Consider the following 13,454-nt stretch of genomic DNA (forward strand, 5'->3'; position numbering starts at 1 on the left):
GGCAACCACTCTCAGGGCCAGTCGACGGCCTCCAGGACCGGCCAGGCGCCGTCCGAGGCGTTCGCGATGACGGTCCCCGTCACGCCCGATTCGGGGTCGTGCCAGGTGCGCGCCGAGACTCCGGCGTCGTACCCCTCGAGGATCACGGTGCCCGATTCCCATCCGCGCCAGAAGCCCCGCGCGTAGCGCATGTTCTCGTCCTCGACCTCGTTCAGCGGTTCGGTGAGCACGGCCAGCATCTGCGCGCTCACGATCCGGTGATCGAACAGCGCCGTCCAGAACGCGTGCAGATCGGCGGCCGTCGTGGCCGCGCCGCCGTCTCCGCTCCCGCGCACCGGCAGATGGAGCACGTTCGTGCGGTCGTCGGTGTCGCCCAGGTACCCGAGAGCGAGATCCCCCGGCATGTCGTCGGTGCGGGGATATCCGCTCGACGCCATCCCGGCGGGAGCGAAGACGCGCTCCTGGACGAGCTCGTGGAACGGCGTCTTCGACGCGCGCTCCGCCACCAGCGCCAGCAGCACGAAACCGCTGTTGCAGTAGGCGAATCGCGAGCCCGGCGCGCTCACCTGCGGCCGGCCGTCGAGCACCGGCACGAACGCCTCGGTGTTGTCGAGCTCATGCAGGGGGCGGTCGATCACGTAGTCGGTGATCGAACCGCTCGACTCGTCGATGTAGTCGCCGATGCCCGACGTGTGGGACAGCAGGTGCTCGACCGTGACGGTGTCGTCGACGAGCGGGAGATCGTCGCCGAGGAAGGGCCTCACCAGGCCGTCGAGCGCGAGCGTCCCGTCATCGACGAGCGCTCCGATCGTGACCGCGGTGAAACCCTTCGCGATGCTGGCGACGCCGCACCGGCTCTCCGCCGCCATCGGCAGGCCGTGGGCGCGGTCCGCGAGCCCGTACCCGCGGGCGAACGGTTCTTCGCCGGGACGGTCGACGCGGATCACCCCGCTGAATCCGTTCGCCTCGGCGGCCTCGTGCAGGGCCAGTGCGACATCCGTTCTCGCAGTGGTCATGTGTCCGTACCCCTTCTCGTACTCGTCTTCGCTGACGGGTCTTCTCTTACTCGTTTCCGATCGCGGCGGTGGTCGCCCGCACGACCAGTCTGGTGGGTAGCGTGACGTGCATCTCCTCGACGGGCTGCCCGGCGAGGAGGGCGAAGACCATCTCGGCCGCCACCGACCCCAGGCGTCGCATCGGCTGCTGGATCGTGGTGAGCGGCAGGGCGCGGCGGGAGGCCTCCGGCACGTCGTCGAAACCGACCACCGAGAGGTCTTCCGGCACCCGGAGCCCGAGCTCGTGCGCGACCTCGATCACGGCGATGGCCGAGAGGTCGTTCGCGGCGAACACGGCCGTGGGCCGGGAGGGTCCGGCCAGCAGGATCCGCGCCGAATCCCTCGTGGTCTCGAGCTCGTAGCGTCCCGAGCGGATCAGGTCGGGATCCACCGGGATGCCGGCGTCGCTCAGCGCGCGTCGATACCCGGCATCACGTAGTCCGGCGGAGCGCAGATCGGGGCGCCCACCCAGGAAGCTGATGCGGCGGTGGCCGAGGTCGAGCAGGTGCCGGGTCGCCGTCAGCGCGCCGCCGAAGCTGTCCGACTCGACGGTCGGCAGGTCGGCGCGGCCGGTGTGCGGGTCGATCGCGACGACGGGGATCTCGGTCGACGCTCCGACGACCGTGGGGGTGACCATGATCGCGGCGTCGATGAGGGTGCCGGAGAGCCGACTGAGTGACCGCCGCTCCCATCCTTCGCCCTGTCCGTGCCGCGAACCGCTGTACGCCAGCAGGTCGAAGGCGGTGTCGTGCACGGCCGCACCGACGCCCTTGAGGATCTCGGCGCTGAAGGGCTCGAAGTCGGCCAGGAGCACCCCGATCACACCTGTGCGCCTGGCGCGCATGCTGCTGGCCACCAGGCTCGATTCGTAACCGAGCTCCTGCACCACGTCGAGTACGCGCCGGACCGTCGCATCCGCTATCCCATAGCGCCCGTTGACCGCCTTGGAGACGGTCGACACCGAGACGCCGGCGGCCTTCGCGACGTCGTGGATCGTGGTTCTCCCGCTCATGGTCGCCCAGCGTATCCGGGGATGCGGCCTCGATGGAAACTGTTTTCGAAAACGTTTGACGACTCCCTCGAACGACAGCAGACTGCAACGCGACGCGGTCACACCCCCTGATGCCGCGGCGCCTGCAGAGACGCGGCGCAACTCTCGATGAGGAGAACCATCACATGAACAGCACACGGCGTTCCTTGATCTCCGCGGCCGCGATAGCCGCCGTCGGAACTCTCGCACTCAGCGGGTGCACGGCCAGCACCCCCGACGGCGGAGGTGGCGGCGACGCCGCCATGACGCTCTGGCACAACTCCACCACCGGACCGGGCGTGGAGTTCTGGGAGCAGACCGTCGCCGACTTCGAGAAGGAGAACCCCGGGGTCACGATCGAGATCCAGTCGGTCCAGAACGAAGACCTCGACGGCAAGCTCCAGACCGCGCTCAACTCCGGCGATGCTCCCGACATCTTCCTGCAGCGCGGTGGCGGAAAGATGGCCGCGATGGTCAAGGCCGGCCAGCTCAAGGACCTGACCGACTCGATCAGCGGTGGCGCTGCGGAGGAGATCTCCGACGCCGCCTACTCTGCCAGCAGCCTCGACGACAAGATCTACGCGATGCCGGTGGCCGTGCTCCCCGGCGGACTCTTCTACAGCCAGGACCTGTTCGACGAGGCGGGCATCACCGAGAACCCCACCACGATGGACGAGCTCGAGACGGCGACCGAGAAGCTCAAGGCCGCCGGCATCGACCCGGTCGCCCTCGGCGCGAAGGATGCCTGGCCCGCAGCCCACTGGTACTACTGGCTGGCGCTGCGCGAGTGCAGTGCCGAGACGCTCGCCAAGGCCGCCGACGAGATGAACTTCGACGACGACTGCTGGGTGCGCGCGGGCGAAGACCTGCAGGCGTTCGCGGCCACCGAGCCGTTCAACTCCGGCTTCCTCACCACCACCGCCCAGCAGGGTGCGGGTAGCTCGGCGGGTCTCATCGCCAACCACCAGGCCGGCATGGAGCTCATGGGCGCCTGGAACCCCGGCGTCATCGGATCGCTCACGCCCGACCAGAAGCCGCTGCCCGACCTGTCGTGGTTCCCGTTCCCCGAGGTCGAGGGCGGCGACGGTGAAGCCGGCTCGATGATGGGCGGCGTCGACGGATACTCGTGCTCGGTGGATGCGCCCGACGCCTGCGTCGACTTCCTCAACTACCTCGGCACGTCCGACGTGCAGACCGCCTACTACAAGGCGTTCAACGCCCCGCCGGTCAACACCGTGGCGCAGGAGGCCGTGACCGAGCAGTACCTGAAGGACATCCTCGCGGCCTACAACGCGGCGCCGTACGCGACGCAGTGGCTCGACACGGTCTACGGACAGAACGTGGGCAACGCGCTCAACGTCGCCGTGGTCAACATGCTCGCCGGTCAAGGAACCCCGGAGGACATCGTCAAGGCCGTCCAGGATGCCGCAGCCAAGGCATAGGGCGGCCGCCCGGCTGGAAGTGATCCTTCTGGCCGGGCCCGCCCTCCTGGTCTTCCTCGCCTTCGTCATCTTCCCGGTGCTGATGGCGGGCTACTACGGCTTCTTCAGCTGGCAGGGCTACGGCCCGCCCACCGACTTCGTCGGGTTGAAGAACTATCTGACGATCCTGCAGGACCCGCTGTTCCACGATGCGCTGGCCCACAACGGATTCATCCTCGTGTTCTCGCTCATCCTGCAGGGACCGGCAGCGATCCTCCTCGCGCTCCTGCTCAACCGACGGATGCGCGGCCAGTCGCTGATCCGCGTGCTGATCTTCATCCCCTACGTGATCTCCGAGGTCGTGGTGGGCACGGGCTGGAGCCTGATGCTGCAGACCAGCGGCGCGTTCAACGACCTGCTGGAGAAGATGGGCCTCGGGTTCCTCGCGAACGACTGGCTGTCGAACCCCGACATCGCGATCTGGACGCTGATGGTGATCATCACCTGGAAGTACGTCGGGTTCGCGGTGATCCTGTTCCTCGCGGGGCTCCAGGGCATTCCGGAGGAGCTGCACGAGGCCGCCTCGATCGACGGCGCCTCGTACTGGCAGATCCAGTGGCGCATCACGCTGCCGCTGCTCGCGCCGACACTGCGCATCTGGGCGTTCCTGTCGATCATCGGCTCGCTGCAGCTGTTCGACCTGGTCTACATCATCTGGGGGCAGTACATCGCCTCCACCGCCGGCACCTCGACCATGGCGACCTACATGGTCTCCGAGGGGCGCAACGCCGGCAACTTCGGGTACGGCAACGCGGTCGCGGTCGTCCTGTTCCTGATCTCGCTCGTCGTGGCGCTGATCTACCAGCGCGCGGTGCTGCGACGCGACACGGACGGCGCCCTGACCGGCGCCCCTGCACGGAAGAAGAGGACGACGCGATGACCGCCACCTCGGTACTCGTCACCCAGCGACCCGGACGCGCCGGGCGCCCCGGACGCACCCCGCGCCCGCGCCCACCCTGGGCCAACCCGACCGTGTACTTCGTCGCGCTGATCGTCGTCGGGCTCATGCTCGCCCCGATCGCGTACATCATCATCGGCGGATTCCGCACGAACGCGCAGATCACGACCGACCCGTCGGGGATGCCGCAGCCGTGGGTGTTCTCGAACTACTTCGACGTCATCACCGGTGGCGTGTTCTGGCGGCAGGTGCTCAACTCCACCATCGTCGCCCTCGCCACCACGATCGGCGTCGTCGCGCTGGGGTTGATGGCCGCGTACGTGCTCGCGCGCTACCGGTTCGCCGGCCGCGGAGTGCTCTACGCGTTCTTCGCCGCGGGGCTCATGTTCCCGCTGACGGTCGCGATCACCCCGCTGTACATCGTGGTGCGGAGCCTCGGGCTGATGAACTCGCTCGGCGGGGTCATCCTGCCGCAGATCGCCTTCGCCCTGCCGACGACGATCATCATCCTGGTCCCGTTCCTGCGCGCGATCCCCGACGAGATCCAGGAGGCGGCGTTCATCGACGGATGCAGCCGGATCGGCTTCTTCTGGCGCATGGTGCTGCCGCTCTCGATTCCCGGCGTGATCACCACCGGCATCCTCGCGTTCATCGGCAGCTGGAACGGCTATCTCCTGCCGCTGTTCGTGCTCAACGATGCGGCGGCGTTCACCCTGCCGCTCGGCGTGCAGTCGTTCGCCTCGCAATACTCGGTCGACACCGCGAAGGTCCTCGCCTTCACCTCGCTGTCGATGATCCCCGCCCTGATCTTCTTCAGCCTGTTCGAGCGCCGCATCGTCGGCGGACTGACCGGCGCGGTCAAGGGCTGACGATGTCGACGCAGACCCCACAGAAAGAGACGCACGTGCTCGCTCCCACACCCCGCCCCCGATTCTCCGCGCGCGTCGAGGGCCTCCTCGAGCAGATGACGCTCGAGGAGAAGCAGGCGCAGCTCGTCGGCTTCTGGGTGGATCAGGGAGACGAGCTCGTCGCCCCGATGGCCGGCGAGAAGAAGACCTCGACCCGCTACGAGGATGCGACGGCGCACGGCATCGGCCACCTGACGCGCGTGTACGGCACGCGCCCGGTCGACCCGATCGAGCGCGCGCAGTGGCTGTGGGGTGAGCAGGCACGGCTGCAGCGCGAGACGCGGCTGGGCATCCCTGCCCTCGTGCACGAGGAGTGCCTGACCGGCCTGGCTGCCTGGCAGGCGGCGACCTTCCCGACCCCGCTCGCGTGGGGAGCATCCTTCGATCCCGAGCTGGTCGAGGAGGTGGGGCGGGCGATCGGATCGTCGATGCGGACACTCGGCATCCATCAGGGACTCGCTCCCGTGCTCGACGTCGTCCGCGATCCGCGGTGGGGGCGCGTCGACGAGTGCATCGCCGAGGACCCGCTGCTCGTGGGAACCGTCGGCACCGCCTACGTCCGCGGCCTGCAGTCGGAGGGCGTGCACGCCACCCTCAAGCACTTCGTCGGATACTCGGCGTCGACCGCGGGCCGCAATCATGCGCCGGTGCACGCCGGGCGGCGTGAGATCGAGGACGTGCTGCTCCCGCCGTTCGAGATGGCTGTGCGCGAGGGCGGGGTGCGCAGCGTCATGAACTCGTACACCGACATCGACGGGGTGCCGGTGGCCGCTGATCCGTACTACCTCGACGAGGTGCTGCGCGGACGCTGGGGGTTCGACGGGGTGGTCGTGTCGGACTACTTCGCCGTGGACTTCCTGCAGAGCATGCACCACGTCGCGGCCGACTCCGCGCAGGCCGCCGCGCTGGCGATCACCGCCGGGATCGACGTGGAGCTGCCCTCGCCCGACGCGTACACGACCCTCGCCGCGCAGGTGCGCGACGGGTCGCTGGAGCAGAGCATCCTGGACCGGGCGGTCGGACGCGTCCTGACGCAGAAAGAGGAGCTGGGACTGCTGGATGCCGACTTCACGGTCGCTCCGGACGCGATCGACCTGGATTCCCCCGAGCATCGCGCCCTCGCCCGCCGCCTCGCGGAGGAGTCGATAGTGCTGCTGAGCAACGACGGCGTGCTGCCGCTGGATGCCTCCGGTGCGCCACGGATCGCCGTGATCGGACCGAACGCCGACAGCGCGGAGGCGCTCATGGGGTGCTACTCGTTCGTGAACCACGTGCTCGCGCATCACCCCGAGGTGCCCGCCGGCATCGCCCTGCCGAGCGTGCTCGACGGACTCCGTGCCGAGCTCCCCGCAGCCACGATCACCCATGTCGTCGGTGGCGAGGTCGAGGGCGAGGACCGCAGCGGGTTCCCGGCCGCGGTCGCCGCCGCCGACGAGGCCGACGTGGCGATCGTCGTGGTCGGCGACCGCGCTGGACTGTTCGGGCGCGGCACGGTCGGCGAGGGCAACGACGTCGACTCGCTGGAACTCCCCGGGGTGCAGCGCGCCCTGGTCGAGGCCGTCGTCGCGACCGGCACCCCGGTGGTCGTCGTCGCGCTCACCGGTCGCCCGTATGCGCTGGACTGGGCGCTGCCTCATCGGGAGTCGGGGGCCGGGCTGACCGCCGGTCTCGGTTCGGTGAACTCCCCTGCTCCGTCCGGCTCCGCCACCGCCGAGAAGCGCCTGGTCCCGGCGTCCGTGCTGCAGGCCTTCTTCCCCGGCGAAGAAGGGGGTCCGGCCGTCGCGGCCGTGTTGAGCGGGGCCGTCGCCCCGTCGGGACGGCTCCCGGTGTCGCTGCCGCGGTCGGCGGGCGTGCAGCCGTATTCGTACCTGCGTCCCGCGCTCGGCGGACGCACGGATGTGTCGAGCGTCGATCCGTCGCCGGCGCGGCCGTTCGGGTTCGGACTCGGCTACACGACCTTCGCGCACGAGCAGCTGACGGCGGATGCGACGGTCGGCGCGGGCGCGGAGTTCCGGGCGTCTGTGCTCGTCCGCAACTCCGGCTCCCGCGCGGGCACCGACGTCGTGCAGCTGTATGCGCACGACGAGGTCGCGAGCGTGGCCCGTCCGGTCGCGCAGCTGATCGGCTTCCAGCGGGTGACGCTGGAACCGGGCACGGAGCAGCGCGTGGAGTTCACGGTGCCGACCGAGCGCCTCGCGTTCACGGGCGTCGACGGAATCCGGAGGGTGGAACCGGGACGGATCCGGCTGTGGGTCGGAGGCGCCTGTGACGACGAGGAGACTTCGACGGCGATCGAGATCGTCGACTGAGAGCTCTCAGTACATCTCCCCGACGGGGACGGGCTCGGCGAGCACGTTGCCCGGCTGCGCGAGCGGGCATGCCCAGGCCGGGTCGTATGCGCAGGACGGGTTGTAGGCGAAGTTGAAGTCGAGCACGATCGTGCCGCGCGCGGCATCCGATCCCAGGTCGGCGCCTTTGATCGTGTCGATCAGATAGCGGCCGCCGCCGTACGTTCCGCCCTCGCGCCCGGCGAGCGCGTCGCGCACCGGGATGAACAGACCGCCGCCGTAGGTGGTGAGTCGCCAGACGTCGAGCGATCCGGCATCGGGGATCTCGACCCGGCCGATGCGCTCGAACGGCACGACGCCGTCGGTCCCGGTCGCGAAGTCGAAGCCGCCGGGGTCGGCGGGCAGGATCGGCAGCTCGAAGCGCCAGTCGGGGTCGTACGAGGCGAGGGGCAGCCCCTCGAACAGCGGCCGGTCCTCGGGCAGCAGCGGCGTCGCGGGGTGATGGAGCATCAGCTCGTCGCGCTCCATCCGCCACAGCTCATGGGCGTCTTCGGGAGAGTCGGCGAGACGCACGGCGTCGTACAGGGCGAAGACCCGGCGGCGCCAGTCGGCGACCTCGAGGGCGGTGCGGGCGCTCGTGCTGGTGCTCGTCATGCGTCCAGGCTACGGGCCGGGCAGCGGGTGCGAGGCGGATCCGGCGATCATCTCGGCGTACCCCTCTTCGTAGGTGGGGTAGTCGAGACGCCCGAGCAGCGAGTGGAGCAGCGACCCGTCGTACACGAACCCGCGCGGGCCGTCGGATGCCGCGTCCGGTGGGACAGCGACGTCCAGCTCCCCGGCGATGAAGCGGACGACGTCGCTCAGAGGTGCCGGTCGCTCGTCGACCGCGTGCACCAGCCGCGGCGCATCGTCGGTGCGCAGGAGCAGGTCGAGCGTGCGCACGAGGTCGGTCTCGTGGATGCGGTTCGTGAGCCGGGAGTGGTCGACCGCCGCGCCCTCGCGGACCCTGCGCAGCAGGAACTCGCGACCGGGACCGTAGATCCCCGCCGGGCGCACGACCACGGCGTCGAACAGTTCGGCCGCCGCCCGCTCGCCGTCACGGAGCCCCCGCGAGCGCTCGGTCTCCGCCGCGGGCTCATCCTGCTCGGTGAGAGGGCGGTCGGCCTCGGCGCCTTCGAAGATGCTCCCCTCGAAGACGCCGGTGGACGACACGAACACGGTGCGGGCGGGCATCGCGGGCAGGGCATCCCGAAGGTGGCCGAGCGCCGCGCGGTAGGCGCCCTCGTCGGCACCCGGCGGCAACGTGATCACGATCGCGTCGACGGCAGGCAGCGGCGTCGTGAGCGGCTGGGAGAGATCAGCGCGGATGCCGACCACGCCGACGGGCAGCTCCCCGTCGCTCCGCCGCAACGCGAAGACCTCACCGCCATCGGCGAGAAGCCGGGGCGCGAGGCGCGCGCCGAGCTTGCCGAATCCGACCAGGAGTGTGCGCCGCGGCGCCGGGGTGGTGTCCATCGGTCCCAGGCTCCCACAGGTCCCGCACACGCAGAAGCGCCGCACCCCCGAAGAGGATGCGGCGCTTCGGCCGTGCAGCGCGCGTTACTCCGCTGCGGCGATCTTCTTGGCGTCGTCCGTGTTGAGCACGCGGAACAGGATCGCGGCGATCACGGCGCCCACGACCGGGGCGACGATGTAGAGCCACAGCGAGCTCCACGCGAAGTGACCGCTGACCGAGAGGCCGAGCGCGACGGCCGGGTTGAAACCGCCACCCGAGATCGAGCCGACCGTGGCCGCACCGACGAAGACGGTCGCACCGATCGCGAGGCCGTAGAACGAGTTGCCGGCGGTGTCCTTCGACGTGGCCGTGTTGAGCACGACCCACACGAGGATCAGCGTGAACAGCGCCTCGACGAGGAACGCCGGGCCGACCTCGATGACCATGGCCTCTTCACCGGCCGGCCAGACCGACATGCTGACGAGTGCGGCCACCGCACCACCGACGAACTGCGCGATGAGGTAGGCGATGAAGTCGGCGACGCTGAGACCGCCGCGCAGGAACACGCCGACCGAGACGGCCGGGTTCAGGTGGGCACCCGAGATGTGACCCGTGGAGAACACGAGCACCATCAGGGTGAAACCGATCGCGAGGGGCGTCAGCGGGCTGTCGCTGTTCACCGCCGCGATGATCGCGAGAACGAAGAGGAAGGTGGCGACCGCTTCTGCGAGCGCCTTGCGTGCCGTACCGGTCATGAGAGAGCCCTTTGCTTTGGGAATTCAGAAGAGGGGAAGTCATCCGTTTGCCCGCGCACCCTGTCCGACGCACCCCTCGTGCGGCACCGACGCTATCGCTGCGCGCGCCGGAATATCGGGATGCCGCGCGGTATTGCTGTGAATTCCCTGAACTCGCTCCCGAGCGACGATCGCCGCGACATCCACCCCGCTCGGATGCCGGAACCAGAGCGGTGATGTCAACCCCGTGGTCCGCGACTCCCCTCCCCCGTAGCGTGCGAGGATGACCACCGAGACTGCCTCCGGCGCCGAGACTCCGACGCGGCTGCGACGAGCGATCACCGGCCCCCTGCTGTTCGCCTTCATCCTCGGAGACGTGCTCGGCGCGGGCATCTATGCGCTGATGGGCGTGCTCTCCGAGAAGGTGGGCGGCATGCTGTGGGCGCCGCTGCTCCTGGCGCTGCTGCTCGCCATGCTCACCGCCGGCTCCTACGCCGAGTTGGTCACCAAGTACCCTCGTGCCGGCGGGGCCGCGGTCTTCGCCGAGCGCGCGTTCCACAGCCCACTGGTCTCGTTCCTGGTCGGCTTCAGCATGCTCGCGGCGGGCGTGACCAGCGCGGCGGGTCTCGCCATCGCGTTCGCGGGCGACTACCTGGGCACCTTCCTCGACCTGCCGACTATCCCGGTCGCCATCGCCTTCCTCGCCCTGGTCGGCCTGCTGAACGCCCGCGGCATCCGCGAGTCCCTGGGCGCCAATCTCGTGATGACCGCGATCGAGCTCAGCGGACTCGTCATCGTGATCGCCGTGGTCGCGATCTTCCTCGGCGGTGGGGGTGGCGACGTCTCCCGCATCGGGCAGGCGCCAGAGGGAACGAGCGTTGCCATGGCGGTGCTCTCCGGAGCAGTCATCGCGTACTACTCGTTCGTCGGCTTCGAGACCTCGGCCAACATGATCGAAGAAGTGAAGAACCCGCGGCGCACCTACCCGCGTGCGCTGTTCGGAGCACTCATCACCGCCGGCGCGGTCTACGTCCTCGTCGGCCTCGCGAGCTCGATCGCCCTTCCGCCCGCCGAGCTGCAGGAGTCCAGCGGCCCGCTGCTCGCGGTGGTCGAGGCCACCGGCATCAGCATCCCCTCCTGGCTGTTCAGCCTCATCGCCCTCGTCGCCGTCGCGAACGGCGCCCTGCTGACCATGATCATGGTCAGCCGCCTCACCTACGGCATGGCCGAACAGGGCCTGTTGCCCCCGGTCCTCGGCCGCGTGCTCCCGAAGCGGAAGACGCCGTGGGTCGCGATCCTCACCACCACCCTCGTCGCGATGGGGCTGACCCTCGTCGGCGATCTGGCCACGCTCGCCGAGACCGTGGTCCTGCTGCTCCTGGTCGTCTTCCTCAGCGTGAACATCTCGGTGCTGGTCCTCCGGCGCGATCACGTCGAGAACGATCACTTCCGGGTCTGGACGTTCGTCCCCGTGCTCGGCATCGCCTCCTGCATCCTGCTGCTCACCCAGCAGCGCCCCGTCGTCTGGCTCTTCGGTGCGATCCTGCTCGCCGTCGGCGGCGTCCTGTACCTGCTCACCCGCTGGGACCGGAAGCGCACCGGTGGCGCACCGCTCGGGACCGGCCCGAAACCTGACAACGCAACCGACCCGAAGGAGAATCATGAGCACGCCTGAGAACAACGCCGACGAGATGACGAGCGCCGAGAAGCGCCACGATCAGCTCACCGCCGCGCCGGATGCGACCGAGGCCGATGCCGCCCCGCGCATCGAGGTCAGCGAGCACGACGGCAACACCCGGATCGACATCGCCCCCGACGCTCCGGTGCGTCCGGGCCCTGGTCCGGGGGTCGAGGCCGACGAGGACTGATCCGCGGTTCAGACGCCCGCGGTCGCGCCGACCCGCTCCTGTGTGCTCGTGACGGTCGCGAACCCGCGTGCCGAGAGGATGCTCTCGGTGCGGCGCATGAGGTCCTCCCCCGACACGGCGGCGAGCGCACCGTGAGCCGGGATGGCGGAGGTGGTCGTCGCATCCGTCACGAACTCGACCTCGAAGCCCAGGTCGGCGGCGATACGGGTGGTCGTCTCGCAGCACTGCTCCGTGCGGATGCCGCAGACGACGACGCGACGGATGCCTGCACGCCGCAGTCGCTCCTCGAGGTCGGTCGAGCCGAACGCGTTGACGGTGGTCTTGGTGAGCGCGTCCTCGGACTCCCGAGGCTCGAGTTCCTCGATCACCCGCACGAATCCGTTGGCGGGATCGAACACGCCTCCGGTGCCCGGTTCGGAGTGGGTGATCCACACGACCGGGTCGCCGATCTCGCGGGCATGCGCGACGAGGAGCGCGATGTTGTCGAGCACCGCCGGGTTCGCGGTCGCCGCCCAGTCGTCGGCGCGCTGGCGGAACGACTCCTGTGCATCGATGACCAGCAGAGCGGTGTCGGGAGAAGTCGTCATGGGCTCATCGTGATCGCCGCCGAGGCGCCGGGCAAGGTCCCATCCGGCCAACGACCGCATGGTTCCGGCCAGCGTCAGAGCCAGCCCTTGCGCTTGAACGCCGCGTACAGGCCGAATCCCAGCGCGACCATCATGCCGACTGCCATCGGATAGCCCAGCAGCCAGTGCAGCTCCGGCATGTGATCGAAGTTCATGCCGTAGATCGTGCCGACGAGTGTCGGGGCGAACAGGATCGCCGCCCATCCGGAGATCTTCTTGACCTCGTCGTTCTGGCGGATGCTGAGCTCCGTCATCCGCCGCATCTCCTCGTTCTGCCGGCGGGCCACGATCGTCGACTCGACGGTGAGGGCGTTGTCGAGGACGGTCCGGAAGGTCGTCGCTCGGTCGCTCACTCGGAGTGTGTGATCGAGCACGTCGCGCAGGTAGCTCCGCAGTTCCTCCCCCACCAGATACTTGTCCGAGCCGCGCAGCAGCGCCTCGAGCATTCCGGAGAGCGGCTGCGTCGCGCGCTGGAAATCGATGACCTCCCTGCCGAGCTCGTAGATGCGCTGCGTGGCATCCACGTCTTCCTCGAAGAGCTGGCTCTCGATCTCGTCGATGTCGTTCTCGAGTCCCGCGAGGACCGGCGCGTACTCGTCGACGACCTCGTCGAGGATGGCGTACAGCACGGCTTCGGGACCGAGGGCGAGCAGCGCGGGGTCGCCCTCCAGCCGGTGCCGCACGCGTCCGAGGTCGGGCGATTCTGCGTGCCTGATCGTCACGACGAAATCGGGGCCGACCAGCACGTGTACTTCGCCGAACTCGACCTCCTCGGCCTCGTCGAGGTAGCGGGCCGGGCGCAGCACCATGAACAGCACATCGCCGTAGCGCTCCAGCTTGGCGCGCTGGTGCCCCGAGAGAGCATCCTCGACGACGAGGGCGTGGATGCCGAACTCGTCGGCGACCTCGCGGATCTCTTCCTCACTGGGCCGGTACAGCCCGATCCAGCTCATCCCGCCGCGTTCCCGCATGCGCTCGAACGTCTCGCTCAGGCTCTGCGGATTCTCGGTGCGCACACCGTCCACGTAGATCGCGTTGTCGATGATCGCCATCGTCGCCCTTCCCTTCCGC

Annotated in this window: 13 protein-coding genes; 6 read left to right on the plus strand and 7 right to left on the minus strand. The window is 69.3% G+C overall.

The window, feature by feature from the left end:
- Positions 1 to 11: 11 nt before the first annotated feature.
- Together HCX50_RS01430 and HCX50_RS01435 are read right to left on the minus strand one after the other, a co-directional pair.
- Positions 12 to 1,016 (minus strand): serine hydrolase domain-containing protein, encoded by a 1,005-nt coding sequence (locus HCX50_RS01430; RefSeq protein ID WP_091032113.1) that lies wholly within the window; start codon positions 1,014 to 1,016, stop codon positions 12 to 14.
- A gap of 46 nt (positions 1,017 to 1,062) precedes the next feature.
- The gene (locus HCX50_RS01435; protein WP_029264405.1) at positions 1,063 to 2,067 is read right to left on the minus strand and encodes a LacI family DNA-binding transcriptional regulator; all 1,005 of its coding nucleotides are present in this window, start codon (positions 2,065 to 2,067) and stop codon (positions 1,063 to 1,065) included.
- Between the two features lie 164 nt (positions 2,068 to 2,231).
- Between HCX50_RS01435 and HCX50_RS01440 the strand changes: the two genes are divergently transcribed.
- The 4 genes from HCX50_RS01440 to HCX50_RS01455 are packed head-to-tail and all read left to right on the plus strand — an operon-like array spanning position 2,232 to position 7,681.
- Positions 2,232 to 3,527 (plus strand): extracellular solute-binding protein, encoded by a 1,296-nt coding sequence (locus HCX50_RS01440; RefSeq protein WP_091032116.1) that lies wholly within the window; start codon positions 2,232 to 2,234, stop codon positions 3,525 to 3,527.
- The gene (locus tag HCX50_RS01445; protein ID WP_205828689.1) at positions 3,508 to 4,446 is read left to right on the plus strand and encodes a carbohydrate ABC transporter permease; all 939 of its coding nucleotides are present in this window, start codon (positions 3,508 to 3,510) and stop codon (positions 4,444 to 4,446) included. Before HCX50_RS01440 ends, HCX50_RS01445 begins: the two co-directional genes overlap by 20 nt.
- Entirely contained in the window at positions 4,443 to 5,333 is an 891-nt protein-coding gene (locus tag HCX50_RS01450; protein ID WP_167632750.1) for a carbohydrate ABC transporter permease, read from the plus strand. The genes HCX50_RS01445 and HCX50_RS01450 overlap by 4 nt, the downstream gene beginning before the upstream one ends.
- Positions 5,334 to 5,335: 2 nt before the next feature.
- Positions 5,336 to 7,681 carry a glycoside hydrolase family 3 N-terminal domain-containing protein gene (locus tag HCX50_RS01455; RefSeq protein WP_167632751.1) on the plus strand — a complete coding sequence of 782 codons (2,346 nt, stop codon included), beginning with the start codon at positions 5,336 to 5,338 and terminating at the stop codon, positions 7,679 to 7,681.
- A 6-nt stretch (positions 7,682 to 7,687) separates the two neighbouring features.
- Here the strand turns inward: HCX50_RS01455 and HCX50_RS01460 are convergent, their stop codons facing one another.
- The 3 genes from HCX50_RS01460 to HCX50_RS01470 form a co-directional block, all read right to left on the minus strand.
- A complete protein-coding gene (locus HCX50_RS01460) occupies positions 7,688 to 8,314 on the minus strand; it encodes a DUF1684 domain-containing protein (protein WP_167632752.1) in 627 nt (208 codons plus the stop codon).
- 9 nt (positions 8,315 to 8,323) lie between these two features.
- Complete coding sequence (locus HCX50_RS01465; protein ID WP_167632753.1) at positions 8,324 to 9,175, minus strand: hypothetical protein; 852 nt, start codon at positions 9,173 to 9,175, stop codon at positions 8,324 to 8,326.
- 84 nt (positions 9,176 to 9,259) lie between these two features.
- Entirely contained in the window at positions 9,260 to 9,910 is a 651-nt protein-coding gene (locus HCX50_RS01470; protein ID WP_091032128.1) for an MIP/aquaporin family protein, read from the minus strand.
- A gap of 262 nt (positions 9,911 to 10,172) precedes the next feature.
- On the opposite strand from HCX50_RS01470, the gene HCX50_RS01475 reads away from it, so the two are divergent.
- Both HCX50_RS01475 and HCX50_RS01480 read left to right on the plus strand, forming a co-directional pair.
- Positions 10,173 to 11,564: an APC family permease gene (locus HCX50_RS01475; protein ID WP_237682265.1), complete on the plus strand. Its 1,392-nt coding sequence runs from the start codon at positions 10,173 to 10,175 to the stop codon at positions 11,562 to 11,564.
- The gene (locus tag HCX50_RS01480) at positions 11,551 to 11,757 is read left to right on the plus strand and encodes a multidrug transporter (RefSeq protein WP_105711687.1); all 207 of its coding nucleotides are present in this window, start codon (positions 11,551 to 11,553) and stop codon (positions 11,755 to 11,757) included. Before HCX50_RS01475 ends, HCX50_RS01480 begins: the two co-directional genes overlap by 14 nt.
- An 8-nt stretch (positions 11,758 to 11,765) precedes the next feature.
- Here HCX50_RS01480 and HCX50_RS01485 read toward each other — a convergent pair whose 3' ends face one another.
- Positions 11,766 to 12,344, minus strand: coding sequence for an isochorismatase family protein (locus tag HCX50_RS01485; protein WP_167632754.1), 579 nt, complete (start codon positions 12,342 to 12,344; stop codon positions 11,766 to 11,768).
- Positions 12,345 to 12,418: 74 nt separating this feature from the next.
- Positions 12,419 to 13,435, minus strand: a complete 1,017-nt coding sequence (gene corA, locus HCX50_RS01490; RefSeq protein WP_091032326.1) for a magnesium/cobalt transporter CorA — start codon at positions 13,433 to 13,435, stop codon at positions 12,419 to 12,421.
- Positions 13,436 to 13,454 lie beyond the last annotated feature (19 nt).

This window comes from Microbacterium sp. B19(2022) (genome assembly GCF_012030385.1).
GTDB lineage: Bacteria > Actinomycetota > Actinomycetes > Actinomycetales > Microbacteriaceae > Microbacterium > Microbacterium oxydans_B.